The sequence below is a fragment of the Sciscionella marina DSM 45152 genome (assembly GCF_000379465.1).
Lineage (GTDB): Bacteria > Actinomycetota > Actinomycetes > Mycobacteriales > Pseudonocardiaceae > Sciscionella > Sciscionella marina.
Window position 1 is genome coordinate 37,696 of the sequence record NZ_KB905403.1, and the last position, 23,888, is coordinate 61,583.

Here is a 23,888-nt window from a genome sequence, read left to right on the forward strand (position 1 = left end):
GTCCGGCGGCTACAGTGGAAGCTATGACCGAATCCAAGGACGGCAAGGGTGGGGAAACGGTGATGGTGGTCGGCCCGGACGGAACACCGGTCGGCGCGGCCATGATGCCCGAAGCCGGCGAGGAGGCCGAGGGCGGTGTCGGCGACATGGTCGAACAACCGGCCAAGGTCATGCGGATCGGCACCATGATCAAGCAGCTGCTCGAGGAGGTGCGAGCGGCTCCGCTCGACGACGCGTCCCGGGCGCGGCTGCGCGAGATCCACACTCGCTCGATCCACGAGCTCGAAGAGGGGCTCGCGCCCGAACTGCGCGAGGAGCTGGAGCGGCTCTCGCTGCCGTTCACCGGCGAGGGCAACCCCTCGGACGCGGAGCTGCGGATCGCGCAGGCGCAGCTGGTCGGTTGGCTCGAGGGACTGTTCCACGGTATTCAGACCGCGTTGTTCGCCCAGCAGATGAGCGCACGGCAACAGCTAGAGCGGATGCGCAAGGGCCTGCCGCAGGGCTTCGGTGAGGACGAGGGCGAGACCGGTCACGGACACGGGCCCGGCCAGTACCTCTAGCACGCGAGTTCGAGCAGGACGAACCCGTCCTCGGCGCGGTACCGCCGGTATCCGGCGCGCGCGAACAGCGCGAGGGAGGCGGTGTTCCCGGTGCGCACTCTGGCCCGGATGGACCGCACCCGCCGCTGTTCGGTGAGATAGTCCTGGGCGGCCTGCAGTACCGGCCCGGCGCGCCCGTGCCCGCGCCTGTCCGGGGCGAGCGTGATGCTCAGTTCCCAGGTTTCCGGTTCTTCTAGATCGAAGCGGACCGTGCCGATCGGCGCGCCGTCCTGTTCGGCGATCAGCAGCATCCGGTCGGTCCGGGTGAGGCTCTGCTGTAGCCAGGCGCGGTGTTCCTGCTCGGTGACGACTCCGGTGTGCACCGAGGACCGGCGGGTGTCGGGGTCGTTGCGCAGTTCCAGCAGTAGCGCCGCGTCCTCGGCACGCGCGGGGCGGATCCGCATCAGGCGAACAGGTCCCAGGTGAGGATCTCGTCCGCCTCGATGTCCCGGCTCGCGATCTTGCCGACCAGCCGGTCCAATTCGTGTACCGCGATCCCGTAGCCGGGGCGCTTCACCGCGATATCCGCGCGGGCCAGCGGTTTCCCGGCCGCGATGTCACCGGCGGCGACCAGGCTGCGCCTGCCGAGCCGGAACAGTTCGTGCTCCGCCTCGGTCACCCGCTTCACCGAGGAACCGAGCGAGTCCTCGGCCTCCCGGATCGCGGTCACCATCGCCGTCAGCTCGTCCGGTTCGAGCGCGAACGGATGGTCGGGTCCGTCCTGGTCCCGGGAGAGCGTGTAGTGCTTCTCCACCACGCTGGCGCCGAGTGCTACCGCCACCACATCCGCGGTATGCCCCATCGTGTGGTCACTCCAGCCGATGGGGATGCCGAACGCCGAGGTCAGCGTGCCGATCGCGCGCAGGTTCAGATCCTCGAACCGCGGCGGATAGTTCACCGCGCAGTGCAGCAGCACGAGCTGACTCGCCCCGGCCGCGTTCGCCGTGTCCAGCGCCCGTTCGATATCGGTCAGCGAAGCCATTCCCGTGGAGATGATCAGCGGCTTCCCCGTGGCCGCGCACCGCTCGATCAGCGGTAGATGGTTCACCTCGTACGAAGCGATCTTGTACGCCGGGATATCCAGTCGCTCCAGCAGATCGACCGCCTTCTCCTCGAACGGCGTGGACAGGAAGTCGATCCCGGCCCGGCTCGCGTGCTCGGCCAGCTCGTCGTGCCATTCCCAGGGAATCTCGACCCGCTTGATCATCTCGAAAACCGATTCCTGATTCTCGAGCAGATCCGCATCCGTCAGGTACGACATCGTCGGCGTCTTGCGACTGTAAAGCCCCTCCGCCGTGTAGGTCTGGAACTTCACCGCGTCCGCGCCCGATTCCGCGGCCACGTCGATCAGCCGGAGAGCCGTGTCCAGATCCCGGTTGTGATTCGCCCCCGCCTCCGCGATCACATACGTCGGACGGCCCGGGCCCACCTCGCGCGAACCGATGCGGACCTGCTGATCACCATAGCTGCGTGCACCCACGAGCCCAGTCTCTCACGCCCGGGTTATGGCCCCTGTTCACTTCGCTGCTCCGGACTCCGAGCGTCTGCGTGGTTGTCCACAGCGGCGGCGGTTGTCCCCAGATTTTTCGCGCCCCGCCATTCGCTGCCGTGCACCGATATACTGGATGCGGGGTCGCCCCCCGGTGAGGGTGGGGGATGTCGGGGTGGGGATTTGTTCGCTTTTGGCTCAGTGGAGCCGTCTTTCGATGGTGTCCAGTATCCGGTCGGCGCCTGCGCCGTCTACGGTGTTCCGGGCACGGGCGGCGCGCTCGGCGAGGCCTGCCCGGTCGCTGAGGATTTCGGCGAGCGTTTCAGCGGGCAGCAGTTCGCCGGGGTGTCCGAGTCCGGTGGCGAGGCCGAGCTCGACGGCCCGTTGGTAACCGACTTCCTGGTTGTCGACAAGGCAGATTATTGCGAGTGGGGTGCCTATGCAGCAGCCTTCGAGCAGGGTGATGCCCGCGCCCGCGCAGACGAGATCGGCGGCGGCGAGCCGGACCGGCAGGTCGGGTGTCGGTGGGCGAACGCGCACCCAGTCCGGACAGTCGAGTTCGCCGAAAACGGTGCAGTGCAGGGGAAGTCCGCTGTCGGCGAGCCGGTCGAGCAGCTCGGCGACCACGGGGGCGGCCAGTGTCGAACCGCCAAGGGTGATCGCCACCTTGAGAGGTAAACCGGTCGGCTTAGATCCCCGCCGGGCACTGCGAACCTTACGGCGCACCAGGGCATATTCGGGGCCGCGCAACAGGATCGGGGAACCGTCCGCGGGGCGCGGGGACGATGCGAGGTTGGGATCCACGACGATGTCGGCGCGCCGTCGGCCGAATGTCCCGTCCTCGATGTTGACCACGAGCGCGGAACCGGGCGCAGGTGCGTCGGTGTAACTGTCCGCGAGCACGACATCGGGCTGGCCGAGCTGCCCGGAAGCGACACCGAGCGCGTCGAATTCGGTGCGCAGCCAGTCCACCCCGACCGGCGGTTCGATGCCGACGGTCCACCCGCGGGCCACGGCTTCCTCGGCGAGCGCGAGGCAGCGCACGAGATGGCCGACACCGATCCCGGGGCCACCGCGCGCGTGCAGCGCGAGCCGGACGCTCACCCCGCGGCCAGTGGCTTCTGCGGGACGACGGAGTTGCCTTGCGCGATGTCCGGGCGGGACCGGAGAAAGTCGACCACGGCGCGCACATCGCTCGACGAGCTGCCGAGTTCGTCGACGATCGCCTGCACCACGGCATAGTCCTCGGCGGTGTCGACGGTCACGCGCAGGTCCGAATCGTCTCGTCCGCCGTGCACGCCGGCGCACCGGTACCGTTCCGGTGCGTGATAGACGGCGGAAGTGACGTGGATCCGGTCGCTGCCGCTGGCCTCGACCGTGTTCAGCACCTCCGCGCGCACGAGTTCGGTGTCCAGCCCGCGCGGGTAGGTCCGGGTGAGCACATTGGACACGTAGTCGAGGCTCGGGTCGGAGCGCCACAGTGCGACGACCTGACCGATCAGGCGAGGATCCAGCAGTGGACAGTCGGCGGTCAACCGGACGACCGCGTCGCAGGGGAACTTCTCGATCGCGAGCCGGTAGCGCTCGAGCACGTCGTCCAGGGGGCCCCGGACGACCGGTGCGGCACAGGCATCGGCCTCGGCTGCCACGGCGTCGTCGTCCGCGCTGGTCGAGGTGGCCACTATCACCTCGGCGATTCCCGGGGCCCGCCGCGCGGCGTCGACCACCCAGCTCAGCACGCTCGCATTGCCAAGCGGCTCGAGCACCTTGCCCGGTAGCCGCGAGGACGACAGGCGTGCCTGAATGACAGCGTTGACCAGCATGGGTGCCATGATGACGTACGGAGGTCATCGCCAACGCGAAAGGGTGAGGTACGTGGGGCCGCTGCAAGGCGCAAGCATCCTGCTCACCGGGGGAACCGGTTCATTCGGGAAGGCGTTCATCACGTACGCGCTCGAACACCTCGACCCGCGCAGGCTGGTCGTCCTCTCCCGGGATGAGCTCAAACAGTACGAGGCGCGCCAGCAGTTCGGCGACGATCCCCGGCTGCGCTGGTTCATCGGTGACATCCGGGACCGGCGGCGGCTCGAACGCGCCATGCACGGGGTCGACTACGTGGTACACGCCGCCGCGCTGAAACAGGTCGACACCGGGGAATACAACCCGTTCGAATTCGTGCAGACGAATGTGACCGGTTCGCAGAATGTCATCGAAGCAGCGATCGACACCGGCGTGAAAAAGGTCGTCGCGCTTTCCACCGACAAGGCGTCGAGCCCGATCAATCTGTACGGGGCGACAAAACTGTGTGCCGACCGGATGTTCATCAGCGCGAACCACTACGCGGCCACGCATCCGACACGATTCGCTGTCGTGCGTTACGGCAACGTCATGGGTTCTCGGGGAAGCGTGATCCCCTTCTTCAAACGGATCGCCGCTGAGGGCAAGCCGCTTCCGGTGACACACAAGGAAATGACCCGCTTCTGGATCACTCTTCCACAGGCTGTTCAGTTCGTTGTGGACAGTTTCGGGATGATGCACGGTGGCGAGCTCTACGTCCCGCGCATTCCGAGTATGCGACTGCTGGATCTCGCGGAAACGATCGCGCCCGGCGCGGAGGTGACCGAGGTCGGTGTGCGCCCCGGCGAGAAACTGCACGAGGAAATGATCGCCCCGGACGATTCCCGGCGCACCCTGTTGCTCGAGGATCGGTATGTGGTGTGCCCGCATATCGCGGGATGGGGATACGAGCCGCCGCAGGACGGATCGCCCGTTCCGGAAGGATTCGCCTACCGCTCCGATACGAACGATCTGTGGCTCACGCATGAGGAATTGCGTGAACTGGTCGACAATGGCTGAATTCCTCCCCTATGGTCGGCAGTCCATTGTGGACTCCGATATCGAAGCGGTGCGTGCGGTACTCGAATCCGACTGGTTGACCACGGGCCCCGAGGTGACCGGTTTCGAGGCGGACCTGGCCGAGTGGACCGGTGGTGTGCCGACCGTGGCGGTGACCTCGGGAACGGCCGCGCTGCACGTCGCCTATGCGGCCGCGGGGATCGGCCCTGGGGATGAGGTGATCACCAGCCCGCTCACCTTCGTCGCCACCGCCGCCACCGCTGTCCAGCGCGGCGCACGGGTGCGGTTCGCCGATGTCAGCGCGGACACCGGGAACCTCGACCCCGAGGCGGTCGCGGCCGAGTGCGTGCCGTCCACCGCGGTCATCGCTGCCGTCGACTACGCCGGACACCCGGCACCGATGGATGAGCTGCGATCATCGGCGCGCAAGGCATCCGCGCTGTTGCTCGAGGATGCCGCGCACTCGATCGGCGCCGCGCTCGGGGGGCGACCGGTCGGTTCACTCTCCGACCTCACCACGTTCTCCTTCTTCCCCACCAAGAACCTCACGACCGCCGAAGGTGGCGCGGTGGCCGCCGCGGATCCGGAGCTGCTCGATCGTGCCCGCAGGTTCCGCAACCACGGACTGGTCCGGGATCCCGCGCAGCAGCGCTTCCCGGACGAAGGGCCGTGGCACCAGGAGGTGCACGAGTTCGGCCTGAACTACCGGCTGCCCGATGTGCTGTGCGCACTCGGACGCGCACAGTTACGGCGGCTCGCCGCGTTCAAGACCCGGCGCGCCGACATCCACGCCCGCTACACCGCGGCCTTCGCCGAAGTGGACGGGCTGCGTGTCCCGGCGTGCCGCGCGGGCGCCGACCCGGTCTGGCACCTTTACCCACTGCGGGTGCCCGCTGAACGACGGCGAGTGATCTTCGAGGCGCTGCGTGCCCAAGGGATCGGCGTGCAGGTCAACTACATCCCCGCGTACTGGCACCCGGTGTTCGCCGACCTCGGGTACCGCAGGGGATTGTGCCCGAACGCCGAGCGCTACTACGCCGAGGAAATTTCCCTCCCCCTGTTCCCGGACCTCACGGACAGCCAGGTCGACCGGGTCATCGAAGCCGTCCTCGCCCAGCTCTGACCGGCCCGCGATCGCTCGATCACTCGTGCGTGGTTGTGTTGGTTAGAACCAACACAACCACGCACGAGACCCTGTTCGACCAGGTCAGGAGCTTGCCGGTTAGCTGTATGATGCAGCTTTCAGGAGACTACCCAGGAGCCGAGAACGGGGCGCCACTGGCGGATGGTGCGCTCCTGGGAGACCCCGGCCTCGGTGTAGGGATCGTCGGCCAGCAGGATGGCGAGCTCGCTCTCGTCCGCGGCGGCATAGATCACCAGCGATCCGGTGTCGTCGTTCCAGGGCCCCGCAGCGAGCACGTTCCCGTCCTCGGTCTTGGCGTGCAGGTACTCGCGGTGCCGGTCGCGGGTGGCAAGCAGCACCTCGCGATCGGAGCTGTACACGGTTTGCACGGCGAAATACTGCATGGGGCAACTCATCCGTTCTACGTGGCGTCATCAACACGGGAAGTGCTTCACCGTAGTGGCGTAGTACGGTCTACCACCAGTGATGAGGAGGGGTTGTGAACGACGGGACCCAGTCGAGCATGCATAACGTGGAGAGCTCGGTCGAACAGACACTCGGACACTTGCGCGTGCTCGACACATCTGGGCAGCCCGCCGATGTTCCGCTCACCCTGGAAGACCTGTACAAGGCGCACCGGATGCGGTTGGTGCGGCTGGCGATTCTGCTCGTGGACGAACAGGCGACCGCCGAGGATGTGGTGCAGGAGGCGTTCACCGGGCTGCATCGCAACTGGCGTAATCTCCGAGACGCCCAGGCTGCGGTCGGCTATCTGCGCACGGCGGTGGTGAACGGTTCGCGCAGCGTGCTCCGGCGCCGCAAGACTGCCCGTGAGTACACGCCACCGCACCAGGTCAACGCCCGGTCCGCGGAATCACTGGCCATGCTCTCCGCCGAGCACCAGGCCGTGGTGCAGGCGCTCGGCACCCTTCCCCCGCGGCAACGCGAGGTGCTCGTGCTGCGCTACTACGGCGGGCTGTCCGAGGCGGAGATCGCCGAGGCGGCCGGAATCTCCAAGGGCACCGTGAAGTCCACGGCGAGCCGGGCCCTGGAAACGCTCCAGAAGGCCATGGGTTCCAAGTGATTCTGGGCGGCGCGAAGGTCGTCACTCCTGACGGGGTGCTCGACGATGGATGGGTACGTGTCGAGGGCGAACGGATCGCCGGGGTCGGCAGCGGGCCGGTCGACGGTGAATCACTCGGAGGCTATGTCGTCCCCGGATTCGTGGACATGCACTGCCATGGGGGTGGTGGCGCGGACTTCGCCGAGGCGACTCCCGAGCGGGTGGGCACCGCGGTCCGCACGCATCGGGCGCGTGGCACCACGAGCATGCTCGCCAGCCTGGTCTCCGCGCCGATCGAGGTGCTGACCGGCCAGCTCACCGCGCTCGCCCCGCTCGTGGAAGAGGGGCTGATCGCCGGGGTGCACCTGGAGGGCCCGTTCATCTCCGACAAGCGCCGCGGGGCCCACAATCCGGCCGCGCTGCGGGACCCGGAACCGGATGCGGTGCGCGCGCTGCTCGCGGCGGGCGGGTCCGCGCTGCGCATGCTGACCATCGCCCCGGAGCGCGCGGGCGCGATCGCCGCGATCGAACTGGCGGCCGCCGAGGGAGTCACCGTCGCCCTCGGGCACACCGATGCGGTCGAGGAGCAGGTGCGCGCCGGGATCGAGGCCGGGGCCAGGGTTGCCACCCACCTGTTCAACGGGATGCGCCCGCTGCACCATCGGGAACCGGGGCCCATCGGAGCACTGCTCGACGACGAACGGGTCGCCGTCGAACTCATCTGCGATCTGGTGCACCTCGCCCCGACCACCATTCACCTGTCCGCGACCCACGCCGGACGGGCGCGCACCGTGCTGATCACCGATGCGATGTCGGCGGCCGAGCTCGGCGACGGCGACTACGAGCTCGGCGGGCTGGCGGTCACCGTGACCGAGGGCGAACCCCGGCTCCCGGACGGTTCGCTGGCGGGCAGCGTGCTGACCATGGACCGCGCCTTCGCGAACTTCGTACGCTCGGGCATGCCGATCACCGAGGCGGTGCAGGCGAGCTCCACGCTGCCCGCGCAGTTGCTCGGCCTCGGCGAAGTGGGCGCGATCGCCCAGGGACGGCGCGCTGACCTGGTGCTGCTCGATGAGGACCTGCGACTGCGGCGAGTGCTCCACCGGGGTTCGTGGGTATAACCTCGGCACTACCGTGAGCGAGAAGACACCGGAACAGCTGCTTTCCGAGGCGCTGCGCGCCAAGGCCGTGCAAGCGCCAGGGCAGGCGCGTGCCGAGGAACAGGTCCCTGTCGAGGCGGCGACCAGCCAGGACAGCCTGTTCACCGACAACGACGCCAGTTTCGAACTGCTCTCCGGTCAGGACTACCGGCTCTCCCCCGAACTGTTCGGCGAGCAAACCCCCGAACCGGCGACGACCCCGGCAACCTCGGCAACCGCCGACCCCGCCCGGCCACGCCCGCGCCCCGAACCGCCGCCACTTTCCGCGCGCTGGATCCTCCTGCTCGCCCTGCTGCTCGGTGCCGCGGCCGGTGCCGTCGCCGGCCTGCTGACCCTACGCTGACCTGGCCAAACAGATGCTCGTGCGTGGTTGTGTTGGTTCTAACCAACACAACCACGCACGATGGGTTTGCTTGTGCGACGCGCTACGGTCGAGCTATGAGCATCACCGAGGCATTGGTCGCCGAACTGGGGCGGGACGCGGTACTGACGGATTCAGATGTGACCGCGGGGTACGCGCGGGACATGATGCCGCTGGCGGACAGTGGTTCGCCAGCGGTGGTCGTGTTCCCCTCTTCGGTGGAGCAGGTGCAGGCGGTGGTGCGGATCTGCGCGGCGAGCGGGGTGCCGATCGTGCCGCGCGGGGCGGGCAGTGGCCTCAGCGGTGCGGCGAATGCGATCGACGGCTGCGTGATGCTCGTGCTGACCCGGTTCACCGAGATCGAATCGATCGATGTGGACAACCGGACTGCGGTGGTGCAACCCGGGGTGGTGAATCTCGACCTGCGCACGGAGGTGGAGAAGAACGGGCTGTTCTATCCGCCGGATCCGTCCAGCTATGACTGGTGCACCGTCGGCGGCAACCTCTCCACGAACGCCGGCGGGCTCTGCTGTGTGAAGTACGGGGTGACCACGGATTCGGTGCTCGGCCTCGAAGTGGTGCTCGCGGACGGGACGCTGCTGCGCACCGGGCGGAACACGGTCAAGGGCGTTGCCGGATACGACCTGACCAAGCTGTTCATCGGCAGCGAGGGCACCCTCGGGGTGATCACCAAGGCCACCCTCGCGCTCCGGCCGCTCCCGCAGGCCCCGTGCACGTTCGTCGCCGGGTTCCCGAGTCCTGCGGCCGCGGGCGAAGCGGTGACCAAGGCGGTGCGCGCGGGCGCGGTTCCCTCGCTGCTCGAGATCATGGACGCGGCCTCCATCAAGGCCTCCGAGCAGTACCTCAACACCGATATCGGGGCGGCCGAATGCGCTGCGCTGCTGCTCGCCCAGTCCGATAGCGGTGGTGAGGCGGCGATGCGCGAACTGTCCGTGCTCGAGGGCATCGCCAAGGACTGCGGGGCCTCGATGATCTACTCCACCGACGACCTCGAGGAGGGCCGGATGCTGTTGCAGGCGCGCCGTGTGGTGCTGCTCGCGCTGGAGACCTACGGCTCCTGGCTCACCGATGACGTGTGTGTTCCGCGCACCAGGATCAGCGAGCTCATCACCGAATGCGAGCGAATCAGTGCGGAGGTCGGCCTGCGCGTCGCCGTGGTCGGACATGCCGGGGACGGCAACATGCACCCGACGATCGTGTACGACGCCGACTCGGAGGGTGAGCTCGAGCGCGCGCAGCGGGCCTTCGACGAGATCCTCGGGGTCGGCCTTTCGCTCGGCGGCACGATCACCGGTGAACACGGGGTCGGCAAGATCAAACGCGACTGGCTCGCCCGCGAGATCGGCCCGGCCGGCCTGCGCGTGCACCGCCAGATCAAGCAGGCGCTCGACCCGGGGAACCTGTTCAACCCGGGTTCGATGTTCGCCCTGCGCGACTAGGCGCGATCCTCCAGGCGGTGGGCTCCGCCGGTCGAGCTCACGGCTGCTTCGCGCTTTTTCCGGCGCCTGCTGAGCAGGTACTCGATCACGATCGGCAGGACCGAGACCAGCACGATCAGCACGAAGATCAGGTCGATGTTCCTGCCGATGAAGTCGATCTGGCCGAGGAAGTAGCCGAGCACCGTGATCCCCGCGGCCCACAGCACCCCGCCGATCGCGGTGTAGGTGAAGTAGGTCTTCGGGTCCATCCGGCCGATCCCGGCGATCCAGGTGATGAAGGTGCGCACGAACGGGACGAACCGGGCGAGCACCACCGCCTTCGGTCCGTGCTTCTCCAGGAACGCGTGCGTCTTGTCCACGTGTTCTCGTTTGAAGATCTTCGAGTCCGGCCGGTTGAACAGCCGTGGACCGCTCTTGTACCCGATGAAGTAGCCGAGCGCGTTCCCGATCAGCGCGGCGACCGTGACCGCGAGACACACCACCCACAGCGGGGTCTGAATGTGCCCGCTCGCGACGAACAACCCCACCGTGAACAGCAGGGAGTCGCCGGGCAGCACCGGGAAGATGCTGCTCTCGATGAAGATCACCAGGCACACCCCGATCACCACATAGGTGCCGAATGTGTGCAACCACCACACCGGGTCGAGGATGCCGATCGCCTGCGTGGCCGTGGTCTGCGCGTCGATCACGTGACCACGGTACAGGCGCACGGATTTTGCCCTTGTGAGTGGCAGGGTCCGTTGTGAGGGCTTGTGTTGGTTAGAACCAACACAAGCCCTCACAAGCACCTGTTCGTGCAGGTCGGAATGGGGTTGGCCGGGGTGGGGCCAGCGGCCGTAGGATGGCGCGGTGACCTCACGTGGTAGGCGATGAGCGGCGAGCTGACCAGGCGCAAACGTTCGCATATCGACGTTTGCCTCAACCATGAGGTGGCGTATACCCGGCGCGCGACCGGGTTCGAAGAGATCGAACTGCCCTACCGCGCGCTGCCCGAGACGGATCTCGCCGTCGTCGACACCGGGACGGAGTTCCTCGGTAAACCGCTGCGCGCCCCGGTGCTGATCGGCGCGATGACCGGGGGCGCGGAGCTGGCGGGCACGATCAACGCGAACCTGGCCGTCGCGGCGCACCGGCTGGGGATCGGGCTGATGCTCGGTTCGCAGCGGGTGATGCTGGAGGACCCGGAGGCGGCGCGCAGTTTCCAGGTGCGCGAGCACGCCCCGGACGCGCTGCTGATCGGCAATCTCGGGGTCGCCCAGCTCGCGAAGGGCTACGACGCGACGCAGCTGCGCAGGGCGGTCGCCGAAATCGGGGCCGATGCGCTCGCGCTGCACACGAACCCGCTGCAGGAGGCCAACCAGCCGGGCGGGGACACGAACTTCACCGGGCTCGCGCACGCGATCCGCACCGTGGTCGGCGAGGTGGAGTTTCCGGTGCTGCTCAAGGAGGTCGGGCACGGGATCTCGGCGGGGTGCGCCCGCTCGGTCGCGGACGCGGGGCTCGCGGCACTGGATGTCGCCGGGGCGGGCGGTACCTCCTGGGCGAAGGTGGAACAGCTGGCCGCGTACGGCACGGTGGTTTCCCCCGATCTCGCCGAGTGGGGTATCCCGACCGCGACCGCGCTGCGGGAGGTGCGGGCCGAACTGCCGGAGCTGCCGCTCGTGGCCTCGGGCGGGATCCGTTCCGGACTGGACGCGGCGAAGGCCATCGCTTCGGGTGCGCGGGTGGTCGCGGTGGCCTATCCGCTGCTGCATCCCGCCGTCGAGTCCGCCGATGCCGTGACGGCCTGGCTCGAACGGTTCATCACCGAGCTGCGGGTCGGCATGTTCTGCGCGGGGTGCCCGGATCTGGCCGCGCTCTCCGGGGTGATCCCCTGTGGTACACCCCAGGGGTAAATCGGGGGTTTCCCGGATCGCGCCGAGCACCGGCCGCCTCTAGCGTTGCTGACCAGAAAAGCTGGGTGAAGGAGTTGCGGTAATGCGGAGAATCGTGCTTGCGTGCGGGGGTCTGGCCCTGCTCGGCGTGGCGCTCGCACTGTTCCTGGGGAACCCGTCGAGCTGGTTCCACGGTTTCAACGTGGACAAGGTGACGCGGTCCAGTCAGGACCTCAGCGAACGGGTGGCACGGGTGGACCTGGATGTGCCGAGCGGGGACGTGCAGCTGCACGGAACGAATGACGGCAAGACCCGGATCGTCCGTGAGCTTCGGTACTGGGGCGACAAGCCGTCGGATCAGACCTACCGGCTCGACGGGGATGCGTTGCGGCTCGGGGGCTGCGGGGACAACTGCACCGTCGACTACCGGGTCTATCTGCCCCGGGGTGCGGCGGTCGGTGGTGGGCTCGGCAGCGGGAACATGCTCGCCAACGCGGTCGGCGATGTCCGGCTCGACAACAGCTCGGGTGATATGCGATTCACCGATGTGAAATCCGCGCAGCTGTCCGTGGGATCCGGGAATGTCACGGTGGCCAAGGACGCCGGGGCGGCGAACGTGCGGAGCAGCAGCGGCGAGGTCGAGCTGCGCGATATCGCGGGCCGCGCGGATGTGCACGCCGGTTCGGGGAACGTCACCGCGCGGGGGATGCGCGGCCCGGTCAAGATCGGGAACAGCAGCGGTGAGGTCGCCGTGCAGTCGGTCGCGGTGGCGAACGTGAATGTCGATGCGGGCAGCGGGAACGTGGACATCCGGGTGCCGAGCGCGCCGTATCAGGTGCACACCGAGGACAACGACCGCGCTCGGGTCGATGTGCCCGACACCGCTTCCGCGCCGAATACGATCACGGTGCGCAGCGGTTCCGGTGATGTCTCTGTCGCGAAGTCCTGAGGGACCGGATCGGTGGGAAGGCTGTCTTGCGCTACCAGGGAATAGCGGCGGCCGCCCTGGTCACCGCCGGGGTGCTCGGTTTCGTCTCGCCCGCGGATGCGGGGCAGCGAGCGGAATGGCGGAGCTGCCCGAGCCAGGCACATCCGGACCTGCAGTGCACCCGGGTCTCGGTACCGGTGGACTGGTCGAAACCGGACGGGGACAAGATTTCCCTTGCGGTGAACCGGATTCCGGCAGGTGGCCAGCGGAGCGGGGCGCTGCTGACGAACCCGGGAGGGCCCGGTGGTTCCGGGACCGCCTCGGTGGCCATGGGCATGTTCGACCAGCCCGAGTTCGCCGAGCTGCATCGCCGCTTCGACATTCTCGGCCTCGATCCGCGCGGTGTCGGTTCGAGTAAACCGGTGCCCGGTTGTTCGGCGGGATTCGGCGCGGCAGACCGGTTTCCGGTGACCGCGGCCGGATTCGACCGGCTGCGTGCCGTCAACCGCAGCGGTGCGGAATCCTGCGATCAGCGGCTGCTCGCGCAGATGGACACGACGAGCGTGGCGCGGGATATGGACGCGGTCCGCGCCGCACTGGGCGCGTCGCGGATCAACTATCTCGGCATCTCCTACGGTTCCGAGCTCGGCGCGAAGTACGCGGAGCTTTTCCCCGGCCGGGTGCGCACGATGGTGCTCGACGGGATCGTCGACCACGGCCGCTCGCTGCGTTCCGATGTACTCCTCGGCGCGCGGGCGCACGAACAGTCCTTCGACCGGTTCGCGCGCTGGTGCGCGGACAATTGCCGGACCAGGAATGTGCCCGTGGCCCTGCGAACGCTGACCGAACGGGCCGCGGCCGGGCAATTGCACGCGGGCAACCGCACGGTCGGCGAAGCGGCGGTACGCGAAGGGGTGTACAGCGGGCTCACCGTGCGCGCGGGCTGGCCGGCACTCGACAAGGCGCTCACCGCGGCCGGTTCCGGGGACGCCAGCGCGCTCGTCGGCGCCAACGGTTCCGCGGATCCCGCGTACGCCCAGCCGTATCGGGCCGTCGGCTGTCAGGACTTCGGTACGTTCCTGCGCGGTCCGGGAGATGTGCGGGCGATGCGCGCGGCCTTGCGTTCGATCGCGCCGAACACTTGGCGCTACAGCGAATGGTGGGACTGGGCGAGCGGCTGCGTCGGCTGGCCAGCCCCGATCAGCAATCCGCCGAGCCCCGCGCGCATCCACACCAGCGCGCCGATCCTGCTCGCCAACGGTTTGCATGATCCGGCCACCCCCTACGCCTTCGCTATGGGAGTGCGGGCTCGTATCGACAACAGCGCACTTCTCACCTATCACGGCGATGGCCACAGCCTCCTGCTCAATTCCGCGTGCGGCCGCGCCAAGGAGGCAAGGTATCTGGTCACCGGAACGCCGTCGGCGCGCGCGGACCAGTGCCCGCCTCATCGTGAACCGGTTGGCGCGCAACGGGAAAAGTCGGTCCGGTCGGAACAGCCCGCGGCGCAGGTCTTCGCGGGTCGCGGAGGAATTCAGCAGCGCGGATACAAGGGCGGGCGCAGGAGTGCCGGATGATCGGTGGATCCGGGCGGTCCGTGGAATGCGTGGCTCCCATTCTGCCCCGGATGGAATGCGACCGTCCGGTGCGGCAGTAGGTGAAAAAGATCGCCAAGGAACACATGGCGTCGCGGGAAAGGTGCCTCCGGCTCCGTGCCATCGCGAAACTCCGCGCGGCGAAATTGCGGTTCTTCGTATTCGATTTCGCCGAGGAATCGCACTGATTGTCGACCTGTCGATGCGGCAGGACCCGGGATCCGGGTGCTCCATCTCGTCTCGTATAGTGGGAGTTCTGTTGCAAAATATGGGATACGTGCATACTGTGCCGAAGCATGACGAGTGCTGAACAGGCATACGGGCAGGGCCATGCGGAGAGCGTGGTCCGCTCTCAACAATGGCGGACGGTGGAGAACTCGGCGGGCTATCTCGCGCCGGAACTGCGGCCCGGACTGAGCGTGCTCGATATCGGTTGTGGGCCCGGCACGATCACGGTGGATCTCGCGGAGCGGGTCGCTCCGGGCCGGGTGCTCGGGGTGGACCCTTCGGCCGCGGTGCTCGAGGAGGCGCGCGCGAACGCCGAGCAGGCGGGCCGGGGCAATGTGACCTTCGAGCAGGGCGATGTCTATGCCCTGGATATCCCGGACGACTCCGTCGACGTGGTGCACGCGCACCAGGTGCTGCTGCACCTGACGGATCCGGTCGCCGCGCTGCGCGAGATGCTGCGGATCGCGCGGCCGGGCGGGCTCGTCGCCGTCCGGGACACCGACTACGCGGGCGCGTTCTGGTGGCCCGCCGATGAGCGGCTGACTCGCTGGCAGCAGGTGTACCGATCGGTCGCCCAGGCGAATGGTGCCGAACCGGACGGCGGTCGGCATCTGCTGGCCTGGGCGAACGCCGCCGGGGCGAGTGAGGTACTGCCGAGCGCCTCGATCTGGTGTCATTCCACCCCGGCCGAACGCGCGTGGTGGGGCGGGATGTGGGCACAGCGCATCGTCGACTCGCGGATCGCCGAACAGGCCGTGGAAGGTGGGCACGCCACCCCGGCCGAGCTCGAGGAGATCTCCGCGGGCTGGCGGGAATGGGCCGCGCATCCGGACGGCTGGTTCGCCATTCCGCACGGCGAGATCCTGTGCCGGGTCGATGACTGAGGCCGGATACCAAGATGTGATCAGTTCGACGGGCGCCGCGTGCCGGGATACGGCGCCCCGTCCGCTGGCGGCGCCCGGAACCGGTATCCGCCCAGGGTGGCGGCCCGATGCGGCGGCGGTGCCCACGGTGACCGGGTGCCACGGTCGACTACGAAGCGCAGGTAACCGGTGACGACGGGCATATCGGACACGCCGTCGCTTGCGCTTCCCCCTTGCCGCGGGGCTTGCCATTCCGCGTGATTCTCCGATTCCCTTGTCCGGCCGATACGGCAGCACGCCGTAGCAGAGCCGGAAGGAGCCCGCCTTGGCGGACAGGGAGCTCGATGTCTTCGCGCAGTCGCCGCCGGACTGGGCCGTGCTTCCCGCGGCCGAGGTGATCAAGGGCGTCGTCGAGCCGGAGACCGGGATGCGCACCTGGCGCCGCCGCCCGAACAATCCACCGGTCGTCCGGGTCGCCGACCGGTATCTGACCGGGGTGCTCGACCTGCGCGCTATCGAGTTCCCCTATGTGCTCGAATTCGTCCGCTGCCGGTTCGAGAACGCACCCGACCTGCGCCAGTCGAAGCTGGCCGGCGCGGAGTTCCACGGTTGCCACCTGCCGGGCCTGGAAGCGCGGAATCTGCGCTGCGACAACGACATCGTGATCCTCGAGACCACTGTGGACGGCGCCCCGATCAATCTGACCGATGCCGCCATCGAGGGTTCGCTCACCCTGGAACACAGCACGCTGAACAACCCGGGAGGGCGCGCGCTCTACGGAAACCGGCTCACGATCTCCGGCGCGCTGCTCGCCTCGGGACTGACCGCGCGTGGCGAACTGCGCCTGCCGAGCCTGCGGGTCGGCGGCAATCTCACCCTGCGCGGCGCCGACCTGGTCAATCCGAACGGGCTCACGATCACGCTCAACGCCGCGAACGTGGACGGCAACCTGATCTGCGGCCAGATTTTTGATGCCCCGGAACCGAAACCGTTCACCTCGACCGGCCTGATGTTCTTCAGCAACGCGCAGGTGTCCGGCGCGTTCGTGCTGCGTGGTGCCATGCTGCGGCCGAAGACCGAGGACGCCGATCCACCGCCGAACGACGACCCCTACTACGACATCCGGGCCACCGTGGTCGCCGACCGCGTCCAGGTGCGCGGCAACGTGCTCTTCGATCTCGGCCTGCACAGCACCGGAACCATCCGGATGGTCAACGGGCGGATCGGTGGCTCGCTGCGCCTCGCCGGTGCCGAGTTCGACATGTCCGAGGGGCCCGGGACCCGGCTGCGGGCGCTCAACATCGACGGCGCGAGCATCGACGGCGATCTCAACGCGCGGCAGCTGACGGCGCACGGGCAGCTGCGCATGGTCGGGGTGACCGTGCACGGGCACGCCAACTTCGACCTGGCCAATGTGGACAATCCGGGCGACGATGTGCTGGAGGCCCGGCATCTCGTGGTCCGTGGCAACCTGGAATGCCAGGCGCTGCGGGTACGCGGAACCGTGTCCCTGCAGGGCGCGGACATCGCCGTGAAGTTCGATCTGCGCGGCGCGCACATCAGCGAGCCCGGCCACCACTCCCGGGACGGGCGCCCCAAACCCCTGCTCGACATGCGGGCCGCGCGCGTCGGCAGAGACCTGATTCTCGGTTCCTCCCTTGACCCGTGCGTGATCGAGGGCGGACTGCGCATCGACCGGTGCACCGTCGGCGGCACCGCGAACCTGGCCGGGGTCACCGTGGGCGCCGAATGCACCGAGGACCGGATAGCGCTCGACGCGACCGCGTTCACCGCACAGCAGCTGCTGCTCACCCTCGGCGCCCCGGCGCGCGGAGCAGTCCGGTTACGGCACGCCAGGTGCACCTCGCTCGAGGACAACGAGCACCTGTTCGACGCGCACGGCGGGGTGGACCTCGAGGACTTCCGCTTCGAGGCGTTCACCGATCCCGTGCACGTCGTCGACGACGAAGCGATCGAGCAGAGACTGGAATGGCTCGCCCGGTCCGGCGAGTACCGGCCAGGGCCGTACGACCAGCTGGCCAGCGTGCTTCGCGCCTCCGGTAACGATGAGCACGCCGCCACCGTCCTGTTCACCAAACAGCGGCGCCGATACGTGGCACTGGCCAGTGGTTATCAGCGGCTCAACTTCCTGCCGCTGATCTGGAGCTGGTTGCAGCGGGTCCTGCTCGGCTACGGCTACCGGCCGATGCGCGCGCTCGCCTGGCTCATCGGCCTGTTCGCCGCAGGGTGCCTGTGGTTCTCCCTCGCCGGGCCGCTGCACGAGGTCAACTCCGACGACCACCTCTCCTGGAACCCCGTCCTCTACACCCTGGACCTGCTCGTGCCCATCGTGGACTTCGGCAACAAGGGACGGTGGTACGTCGACGGCCCCTCCCAGGCATTCGCCGAGATCCTCACCGCGAGCGGGTGGATCCTCGCCACCACGGTCGCCGCCGCGCTCACCCGGATGCTCCGCCGCTCCAACTGACCGGCATATGGTTTCCGGCCCGTCCGGCAGGCAGGATGGAGGCGTGATCGGTGACCGATGGGGTGTGCGCGACGGCGAGGTCGCGCGTTCCTACCCGTGCGATGACTTCGTCACCGCTTCCGCCGTGCAAGCATGGCGAGGTGTGACCGTGGAGGCGCCTGCCGAACTGGTGTGGCCGTGGGTGGCGCAGATCAGGCTGGCGCCGTACTCGTATGACTGGTTCGACAACTTCGGCCGCCGCTCACCGCGCGAGCTGGTGGGCCTTCCGGAGCCCAGGGTCGGGGAACGGTTCACGGCCGCGGGCGGCCGGAAACTGGGCCGGATCGTTTCGGTGGAGCCGGGGAGACAGCTGACCGGCACCATCATCGGCGCCTTCATGTCCTATGTGGTCGTGCCGCAGGAGCACGGCACGACCCGTCTGTTGCTCAAGGTCGTCATTCAGACCAACCGCTTACTGGGGATCGGGCTCTCTGTTGGTGATCTGGTCATGGCCCGACGGCAGCTGCTGAACTTCAAACGACTCGCCGAGCAGCATCAGCAGTGAGCCGACCGCGCGGCCGCTCGTCCTGAACCGGTCAGGCGGCCGAGCGGGCGTGCGCGTCGAGCAGTACGGCGATCGCTTTGGTGACCTTCGTGGCGAACGGGACGTTCAGCGATTCGTCGGCCACGTGCATGTTGGAGTCCGGGCCGAGCGCGCCGGTCACCAGGAACTGCGCGGCCGGGTAGCGCTCCGCGAGCAGGCCCATGAACGGGATGGACCCGCCCATGCCGAGCGCGCGCCACGGGTCGTCGAAGATGTCCGTGGAGACCTCATCGAGTCCGGTGGACAGCCATCCGGCGAGGGTCGGGGCGTTCCAGCCGTCCGCGGCCTCCACCCCGGACAGTTCGACGTGCGCGCCGTAGGGCACGTCGGTGGTGAGCAGTTTGCGCACATCGGCGAGTGCCGCGGTGGAATCGGCGGTCGGCGGGAGCCGGAAGGACAGGCACAGCGTGGTCGAGGCGCGCAGCACGTTGCCCGCGTCCGCGGGTGCGGGCATGCCGTCGGCGCCGATGATCGACAGTGTCGGCCGCCAGGTGGTGTTGAGCGCGAGCTCGAGGTCGTCCTCGGTGACCGGGGAGACCCCGGGAGCCAGCGCGACACCGGCCTTTGCGTACCCCGGAATGTCCGCGACCATGTCCTGTACCTCGGCGAGCCGGTCGGCGGGAACCTGCACGTTCATCGCGTCGACGAGGCATTTCCCGGTCGCGGAGTTCTCCAGCCGGTCCAGCAGCACGCGCAGCACGCGCATGGAACTCGCGACCGCGCCGCTGGCCACCCCGGAGTGCTGTGCGGCGTCGAGCACCTTCGCGGTGACGTGCACCTGCAGCAGCCCGCGCAGCGAGGTGACCAGCCAGAGCCGCCGGTAGTCCGCACCGCCCGCGTCGAGGCAGATCACGAAGGCCACGGTGCCGAGCCGTTCGCTGAGGTGCTCCAGGTAGGCGGGCAGATCCGGGCTCCCGGACTCCTCACCGGTCTCCAGCAGCAGAACGCAGCGACCGTGTTCGCCGCCGTTACGCTGGATGGCCTCGATCGCAGCGGTGGCCGCGAAGCCGGAGTACCCGTCGTCCACGGCACCGCGGCCGAACAGCTGATCGCCCTTGCGTACCGGTTCCCAGGCGGAAAGCCCTTCGGACCAGCCGTCGAACGGAGGCTGCTTGTCCAGGTGGCCGTAGAGCAGCACGGTGCCCGCCTCCGCGGCCGCGGAACTCGACGCGGGAACATCCACGAGCAGCAGCGGTCCCCTGCCCGGCAGCGTCACGACCTCCACCTGGGCCTCGCGCAGCCCGCGCGCCTCGATCCAGGCCCGCATGTGCTCGACCGCGCGCCCGAGATGTCCGCTCTCCTCCCACTGGGCGTCGAAGGCGGACGATACGGCGGGAATCCTGACCAGTTCGGTCAGCCCGTCCATGACGGCGGTGTCCCACAGCTCGGAGACGGTCTTGCTCAGCTCGGCGCGATCCATGCACCCGATCTTGCCACTCGGCAGGCGAGCCGGTTGTGCGTGGTTGTGTTGGTTCTAACCAACACAACCACGCACAACCTCATGTTTGCCCAGGTCAGCCGATCGATGGGTGGCCGTTGAGCAGGTTCCAGTTCAGCGGGCGGACGAACATCTGCCGTCCCTTGCCGGTGTCGGCGTGGAACACGATGCGGTCCCCGAGCACGGTGGAGACGATGTCCTGGCCACCGGGATCGGGCAGGCGCATGCCGTAGGTGTTGCCGTCGAGCAGGGTTCCCGGTGCCTTGGTGTACGGGCCGTACGGGGATTTCGCGGTGGCGTAGTTGACGAAGTAGTGCCCGCTGTTGAACGGGGCCGCCGAGTAGAACAGGTAGTAGGTGAACCCGTGCTTGATCAGGGTCGGTGCCTCGATGACACCGCGTTCCTCGGGGCGGTCGGCGGCCAGGGCGGCGCGCGGTGTCCCGGTGACGCGCAATCCGTCCGCGGAGACCTCGGCGACGTAGATGCGCGCGTTCGTCCCGCCGGGCCCGGTCGAGGCTTTGTAGGCCAGGTAGTGCTTGCCGAGGAATTCGTCGAAGGTGGCCGGATCGATCTCCTCGAAGGCGCTCCTGGTGCACACGATGGGTTTCTGCACGGGTTTGAAGGGCCCGAGCGGGGTCCAGGAGGTGGCCGCGCCGATGCACTGGTGGTTGTCCGCCTTGTTGTTCGCGGCGAAGTACATGATGAAGGTGCCGTCCGCGCGCCGGGAGACATCGGGCGCCCACACGTTGTAGCTGCCGGTTCCCTGGTACCGGCCCACCCAGCCGGGCAGATTCGGCAGCGCGTCGCCCCGATCGGTCCACTGTCCGTCCATGGTGATCGAGGCCTGCCGCACCGGGACGTTGCGCACCCCGTCGGAGTAGCCGACGTTCGTGGAGTAGGCGTAGTAGGAGATGCCGTAGGAGAGCACATCGGGATCGGGGAACGCCGCGCCGATGGCGGGTTTCGGTGCGGTCGCGGCACTCGCGGTGACCGGAAGTACGAGCCCCGCGACGGCGAAGCAGGCGGCGAGGGCGATCTTGCGGGCGGACGATCTCGGTGGCACGGGAGCTCCCGGTTCGGCTCGGTGATTCACTGATTACTCGGTGATATCGCGGCGGTCGTTAACCGGAAAACCCCGGAATCCGTGTTCTGGGCGCGGTTTATCCCCGCTACGGGCGAGCCGGGGGACTCTCGGGCGATCGGTCCCACTGTGTATGGCGTCACACGGTCACGGATTTGCGATCCACGCCTCCATTCGAGTGACCGACGGGTCGCCATCACCAGCGGGAAACGGGCAACGCTTGGACTGTCAAGTATTGAATGTCCAAGCATTCGTGCAGCTCAGGCGACTTCTCGTGGTTGGAAAGAGACCGGCCGGCGTGCACACTGTGAGTGAAGTCATGTCAGGATGGAAGGCGACACCGCAGAACGCCGAGCCACCCCACGGCGTGGGCCACCGACCGTGGTCGCGCAGGGACGACTCGGTGCGGCAGGGCGGTCGCCACAAGTGACCGTCAAGCCTTGGCAGCAAAGGAGAACCACGCCATGCCACCACCCGAACCAACGCCAATGGTGCCGGGTTCGCGGACGGCAGCCCCGAGTCCTCACCAGGTCATTGAGGGACTGAAGGCCACGGATGATCCCCGTGCGCTCGAACTGCTCACTCCGGAAGGTGAACGGGTCGCCCATCCCGAATTCGACCCCTATCTCAGCGATATCGGGCCCGAGGAACTCAAGGGCTTCTACCGGGACATGGTGCTCGTGCGCCGTTATGACCGGGAGGGCAACGCACTGCAGCGGCAGGGGCAGCTGGGGATCTGGGTCCCGCTGCTCGGTCAGGAGGCCGCGCAGATCGGGGCGGGCCGCGCGCTGACGCCGAAGGACATGGCGTTCCCCTCGTACCGGGAACACGGTGTGGCCTGGTGCCGCGGCGTGGACCTGAAGGACCTGCTCGGCATCTTCCGGTGCAGTGACCACAGTTCCTGGGACTACCAGGAGAAGCGGTTCACCCCGTACACGATCGTCATCGGCAACCAGGTGCTCAACGCGGCCGGGTACGCCATGGGGCAGCGCTTCGACGGCAAGGTCGGCAACACCGACGAGGCCGAGAACGAGGCCACCATGGTGTTCTTCGGGGACGGCGCCACCAGCCAGGGCGATGTGCACGAGGGCTTCGTGTGGGCCTCGGTCTACGACGCTCCGCTGGTGTTCTTCTGCCAGAACAACCAGTGGGCGATCTCCGAGCCGACCGAGCGCCAGTCGCGGCTTCCGCTCTACAACCGGGCGCGCGGCTACGGCTTCCCCGGGGTCCGGGTGGACGGCAATGACGTGCTCGCCTGCCTCGCGGTCAGTCGCTGGGCGCTCGAACAGTGCCGCGCGGGCAACGGGCCGGTGCTCATCGAGGCGTTCACCTACCGCATGGACGCGCACACCACCACCGACGACCCGACCAGGTACCGGCTCTCCGATGAGCTCGAGACCTGGAAACTGAAGGACCCGATCGAGCGGGTGCGCGTGCATCTGGCGCGCAATGGCTTGGCGGACAACGAGTTCTTCGATTCGGTGCAGGCCGAGTCGGACGCGCTCGCCGAACAGATCCGCGAGCACTGCTTCGCGATGCCGCAGCCGGGCCCGGAACGGGTGTTCGCGAACGTGTACCACGATCCGCACCCGGTGCTCGACGCCCAGCGCGACGAGTACCTCGACTACCTCGCCGGGTTCGAAGAGGAAGGGGTGCACTGATGGCGGCACCGGTCATCTCGCGCGCGGCCGAGCAGAGCCCGAGCGCGACCCAGAAACTCACCATCGGCAAGGCGCTGAACCTCGGGCTGCGCACCGCGATGGAGAACGACCCGAAGGTCATCGTGATGGGCGAGGACGTCGGCAAACTCGGCGGCGTTTTCCGGATCACCGACGGACTGCAGAAGGACTTCGGGGAGCACCGGGTGCTCGACACGCCGCTCGCCGAGTCCGGGATCATCGGCACCGCGGTCGGGCTCGCGATCCGCGGTTACCGCCCGGTGTGCGAGATCCAGTTCGACGGGTTCATCTTCCCGGGATTCGACCAGATCGTCTCCCAGGTGGCGAAGGTGCATTTCCGCTCGGAGGGCAGGCTGCGCATGCCCATGGTGATCCGGGTGCCGTTCGGCGGCGGAATCGGCGCGGTCGAGCATCATTCCGAGTCCCCGGAGTCCTACTTCGCGCACACCGCGGGATTGCGCGTGGTCTCCTGCTCGAACGCGGTGGACGCGTACTGGATGCTGCAGCAGGCGATCCAGTGCGAGGATCCGGTGCTGTTCTTCGAGCCGAAGCGGTACTACCACTCGGGCGCGCTGCGTGCCGAGGTGGACACCGCGGTCACGCCCGCTCCCCTGTTCAGCTCGCAGGTGCTGCGCACGGGGAACTCCGCGACCCTGGTCGCCTACGGCCCCTCGGTGAAGGTGTGCCTGGACGCCGCGGCCGCCGCGGATGAGGACGGGACCTCGCTCGAGGTCATCGATCTGCGCACACTGTCCCCGCTGGACCTGGGCCCGGTTTTCGAATCGGTGCGCAAGACCGGCAGGCTGATCGCGGTCTCCGAGGCGCCCGCGAACTCCTCGCTCACCAGTGAGATCGCCATGCGCGTACAGCAGGAGTGCTTCTACTCCCTCGAGGCGCCGGTACTGCGGGTCACCGGGTTCGACACCCCGTACCCGCCGACCAAGCTCGAGGAGCACTTCCTGCCCGATCTCGACCGCGTGCTGCACGCCGTCGACCGCGCCCTGGCCTGGTGAAGGGGAC

At 68.2% G+C, this 23,888-nt stretch carries 23 protein-coding genes; 15 read left to right on the plus strand and 8 right to left on the minus strand.

Annotation, left to right across the window (positions count from 1 at the left end):
• The first annotated feature begins 23 nt into the window (after positions 1 to 23).
• A complete protein-coding gene (locus tag A37U_RS0124840; protein ID WP_020499377.1) occupies positions 24 to 560 on the plus strand; it encodes a bacterial proteasome activator family protein in 537 nt (178 codons plus the stop codon).
• On the opposite strand, the gene A37U_RS45200 is transcribed toward A37U_RS0124840, so the two are convergent.
• From A37U_RS45200 to A37U_RS0124860, 4 genes are all read right to left on the minus strand, one after another.
• Positions 557 to 1,003, minus strand: coding sequence for a GNAT family N-acetyltransferase (locus tag A37U_RS45200; RefSeq protein WP_020499378.1), 447 nt, complete (start codon positions 1,001 to 1,003; stop codon positions 557 to 559). The two genes, A37U_RS0124840 and A37U_RS45200, sit on opposite strands and share 4 nt — an antisense overlap.
• The gene (gene pseI / locus A37U_RS0124850) at positions 1,003 to 2,079 is read right to left on the minus strand and encodes a pseudaminic acid synthase (protein WP_020499379.1); all 1,077 of its coding nucleotides are present in this window, start codon (positions 2,077 to 2,079) and stop codon (positions 1,003 to 1,005) included. Before pseI ends, A37U_RS45200 begins: the two co-directional genes overlap by 1 nt.
• Before the next feature lie 207 nt (positions 2,080 to 2,286).
• Positions 2,287 to 3,192, minus strand: a complete 906-nt coding sequence (locus A37U_RS0124855; RefSeq protein ID WP_020499380.1) for a hypothetical protein — start codon at positions 3,190 to 3,192, stop codon at positions 2,287 to 2,289.
• The gene (locus tag A37U_RS0124860) at positions 3,189 to 3,920 is read right to left on the minus strand and encodes a cytidylyltransferase domain-containing protein (RefSeq protein ID WP_020499381.1); all 732 of its coding nucleotides are present in this window, start codon (positions 3,918 to 3,920) and stop codon (positions 3,189 to 3,191) included. Before A37U_RS0124860 ends, A37U_RS0124855 begins: the two co-directional genes overlap by 4 nt.
• A 1-nt stretch (position 3,921) precedes the next feature.
• Here A37U_RS0124860 and pseB point away from each other — a divergent pair, with 1 nt between their 5' ends.
• Together pseB and A37U_RS0124870 are read left to right on the plus strand one after the other, a co-directional pair.
• Complete coding sequence (gene pseB / locus A37U_RS0124865; RefSeq protein ID WP_051111738.1) at positions 3,922 to 4,944, plus strand: UDP-N-acetylglucosamine 4,6-dehydratase (inverting); 1,023 nt, start codon at positions 3,922 to 3,924, stop codon at positions 4,942 to 4,944.
• Positions 4,937 to 6,067: a DegT/DnrJ/EryC1/StrS family aminotransferase gene (locus A37U_RS0124870; protein ID WP_020499383.1), complete on the plus strand. Its 1,131-nt coding sequence runs from the start codon at positions 4,937 to 4,939 to the stop codon at positions 6,065 to 6,067. The genes pseB and A37U_RS0124870 overlap by 8 nt, the downstream gene beginning before the upstream one ends.
• A gap of 119 nt (positions 6,068 to 6,186) precedes the next feature.
• Here A37U_RS0124870 and A37U_RS0124875 read toward each other — a convergent pair whose 3' ends face one another.
• Positions 6,187 to 6,471, minus strand: coding sequence for a YciI family protein (locus A37U_RS0124875; RefSeq protein ID WP_020499384.1), 285 nt, complete (start codon positions 6,469 to 6,471; stop codon positions 6,187 to 6,189).
• A gap of 119 nt (positions 6,472 to 6,590) precedes the next feature.
• Here A37U_RS0124875 and A37U_RS0124880 point away from each other — a divergent pair, with 119 nt between their 5' ends.
• The 4 genes from A37U_RS0124880 (at position 6,591) to A37U_RS0124895 (ending at position 10,111) form a co-directional block, all read left to right on the plus strand.
• Positions 6,591 to 7,151: a SigE family RNA polymerase sigma factor gene (locus A37U_RS0124880; RefSeq protein WP_031470201.1), complete on the plus strand. Its 561-nt coding sequence runs from the start codon at positions 6,591 to 6,593 to the stop codon at positions 7,149 to 7,151.
• Positions 7,148 to 8,251 (plus strand): N-acetylglucosamine-6-phosphate deacetylase, encoded by a 1,104-nt coding sequence (nagA, locus tag A37U_RS0124885; protein ID WP_020499386.1) that lies wholly within the window; start codon positions 7,148 to 7,150, stop codon positions 8,249 to 8,251. The genes A37U_RS0124880 and nagA overlap by 4 nt, the downstream gene beginning before the upstream one ends.
• A gap of 13 nt (positions 8,252 to 8,264) precedes the next feature.
• Positions 8,265 to 8,633 carry a hypothetical protein gene (locus A37U_RS0124890; RefSeq protein WP_020499387.1) on the plus strand — a complete coding sequence of 123 codons (369 nt, stop codon included), beginning with the start codon at positions 8,265 to 8,267 and terminating at the stop codon, positions 8,631 to 8,633.
• Positions 8,634 to 8,728: 95 nt separating this feature from the next.
• A complete protein-coding gene (locus A37U_RS0124895) occupies positions 8,729 to 10,111 on the plus strand; it encodes an FAD-binding oxidoreductase (protein ID WP_020499388.1) in 1,383 nt (460 codons plus the stop codon).
• Here the strand turns inward: A37U_RS0124895 and A37U_RS0124900 are convergent.
• Positions 10,108 to 10,800 carry a DedA family protein gene (locus A37U_RS0124900; protein ID WP_020499389.1) on the minus strand — a complete coding sequence of 231 codons (693 nt, stop codon included), beginning with the start codon at positions 10,798 to 10,800 and terminating at the stop codon, positions 10,108 to 10,110. The genes A37U_RS0124895 and A37U_RS0124900 overlap by 4 nt on opposite strands.
• Positions 10,801 to 10,980: 180 nt before the next feature.
• Here A37U_RS0124900 and fni point away from each other — a divergent pair, with 180 nt between their 5' ends.
• The 6 genes from fni to A37U_RS0124935 all read left to right on the plus strand — a co-directional run bounded on the left by fni (position 10,981) and on the right by A37U_RS0124935 (position 18,631).
• Complete coding sequence (gene fni / locus A37U_RS0124905; RefSeq protein ID WP_020499390.1) at positions 10,981 to 12,006, plus strand: type 2 isopentenyl-diphosphate Delta-isomerase; 1,026 nt, start codon at positions 10,981 to 10,983, stop codon at positions 12,004 to 12,006.
• 82 nt (positions 12,007 to 12,088) lie between these two features.
• Positions 12,089 to 12,934 carry a DUF4097 family beta strand repeat-containing protein gene (locus tag A37U_RS0124910; protein ID WP_020499391.1) on the plus strand — a complete coding sequence of 282 codons (846 nt, stop codon included), beginning with the start codon at positions 12,089 to 12,091 and terminating at the stop codon, positions 12,932 to 12,934.
• A gap of 26 nt (positions 12,935 to 12,960) precedes the next feature.
• Positions 12,961 to 14,490, plus strand: coding sequence for an alpha/beta hydrolase (locus A37U_RS45205; RefSeq protein WP_020499392.1), 1,530 nt, complete (start codon positions 12,961 to 12,963; stop codon positions 14,488 to 14,490).
• Positions 14,491 to 14,804: 314 nt separating this feature from the next.
• Entirely contained in the window at positions 14,805 to 15,620 is an 816-nt protein-coding gene (locus A37U_RS0124925) for a class I SAM-dependent methyltransferase (RefSeq protein WP_026197573.1), read from the plus strand.
• 304 nt (positions 15,621 to 15,924) lie between these two features.
• Positions 15,925 to 18,087 carry a translocation/assembly module TamB domain-containing protein gene (locus tag A37U_RS0124930; protein ID WP_020499395.1) on the plus strand — a complete coding sequence of 721 codons (2,163 nt, stop codon included), beginning with the start codon at positions 15,925 to 15,927 and terminating at the stop codon, positions 18,085 to 18,087.
• A 43-nt stretch (positions 18,088 to 18,130) separates the two neighbouring features.
• Positions 18,131 to 18,631 (plus strand): hypothetical protein, encoded by a 501-nt coding sequence (locus A37U_RS0124935; protein ID WP_020499396.1) that lies wholly within the window; start codon positions 18,131 to 18,133, stop codon positions 18,629 to 18,631.
• A gap of 31 nt (positions 18,632 to 18,662) precedes the next feature.
• On the opposite strand, the gene A37U_RS0124940 is transcribed toward A37U_RS0124935, so the two are convergent.
• Complete coding sequence (locus tag A37U_RS0124940) at positions 18,663 to 20,090, minus strand: M20/M25/M40 family metallo-hydrolase (protein ID WP_020499397.1); 1,428 nt, start codon at positions 20,088 to 20,090, stop codon at positions 18,663 to 18,665.
• Positions 20,091 to 20,184: 94 nt separating this feature from the next.
• Complete coding sequence (locus A37U_RS45210) at positions 20,185 to 21,171, minus strand: glycoside hydrolase family 43 protein (RefSeq protein WP_020499398.1); 987 nt, start codon at positions 21,169 to 21,171, stop codon at positions 20,185 to 20,187.
• A 482-nt stretch (positions 21,172 to 21,653) separates the two neighbouring features.
• On the opposite strand from A37U_RS45210, the gene pdhA reads away from it, so the two are divergent.
• Both pdhA and A37U_RS0124955 read left to right on the plus strand, forming a co-directional pair.
• Positions 21,654 to 22,850 carry a pyruvate dehydrogenase (acetyl-transferring) E1 component subunit alpha gene (gene pdhA / locus A37U_RS0124950; RefSeq protein WP_026197574.1) on the plus strand — a complete coding sequence of 399 codons (1,197 nt, stop codon included), beginning with the start codon at positions 21,654 to 21,656 and terminating at the stop codon, positions 22,848 to 22,850.
• Complete coding sequence (locus A37U_RS0124955; RefSeq protein ID WP_020499400.1) at positions 22,850 to 23,881, plus strand: alpha-ketoacid dehydrogenase subunit beta; 1,032 nt, start codon at positions 22,850 to 22,852, stop codon at positions 23,879 to 23,881. The genes pdhA and A37U_RS0124955 overlap by 1 nt, the downstream gene beginning before the upstream one ends.
• Positions 23,882 to 23,888: the final 7 nt, after the last annotated feature.

Excerpts from the sequence above, each read along its gene's own strand:
- A37U_RS0124870 (WP_020499383.1), top strand. The coding sequence starts at position 4,937 with ATGGCTGAATTCCTCCCCTATGGTCGGCAGTCCATTGTGGACTCCGAT.
- A37U_RS0124860 (WP_020499381.1), bottom strand. The coding sequence starts at position 3,920 with ATGGCACCCATGCTGGTCAACGCTGTCATTCAGGCACGCCTGTCGTCC.
- A37U_RS0124880 (WP_031470201.1), top strand. The coding sequence starts at position 6,591 with ATGCATAACGTGGAGAGCTCGGTCGAACAGACACTCGGACACTTGCGC.
- A37U_RS0124875 (WP_020499384.1), bottom strand. The coding sequence starts at position 6,471 with ATGCAGTATTTCGCCGTGCAAACCGTGTACAGCTCCGATCGCGAGGTG.
- A37U_RS0124910 (WP_020499391.1), top strand. The coding sequence starts at position 12,089 with ATGCGGAGAATCGTGCTTGCGTGCGGGGGTCTGGCCCTGCTCGGCGTG.
- A37U_RS0124955 (WP_020499400.1), top strand. The coding sequence starts at position 22,850 with ATGGCGGCACCGGTCATCTCGCGCGCGGCCGAGCAGAGCCCGAGCGCG.
- pdhA (WP_026197574.1), top strand. The coding sequence starts at position 21,654 with ATGCCACCACCCGAACCAACGCCAATGGTGCCGGGTTCGCGGACGGCA.
- fni (WP_020499390.1), top strand. The coding sequence starts at position 10,981 with ATGAGCGGCGAGCTGACCAGGCGCAAACGTTCGCATATCGACGTTTGC.
- A37U_RS0124940 (WP_020499397.1), bottom strand. The coding sequence starts at position 20,090 with ATGGATCGCGCCGAGCTGAGCAAGACCGTCTCCGAGCTGTGGGACACC.
- A37U_RS0124925 (WP_026197573.1), top strand. The coding sequence starts at position 14,805 with ATGACGAGTGCTGAACAGGCATACGGGCAGGGCCATGCGGAGAGCGTG.
- pseB (WP_051111738.1), top strand. The coding sequence starts at position 3,922 with ATGACGTACGGAGGTCATCGCCAACGCGAAAGGGTGAGGTACGTGGGG.
- A37U_RS45200 (WP_020499378.1), bottom strand. The coding sequence starts at position 1,003 with ATGCGGATCCGCCCCGCGCGTGCCGAGGACGCGGCGCTACTGCTGGAA.
- A37U_RS0124895 (WP_020499388.1), top strand. The coding sequence starts at position 8,729 with ATGAGCATCACCGAGGCATTGGTCGCCGAACTGGGGCGGGACGCGGTA.
- A37U_RS0124840 (WP_020499377.1), top strand. The coding sequence starts at position 24 with ATGACCGAATCCAAGGACGGCAAGGGTGGGGAAACGGTGATGGTGGTC.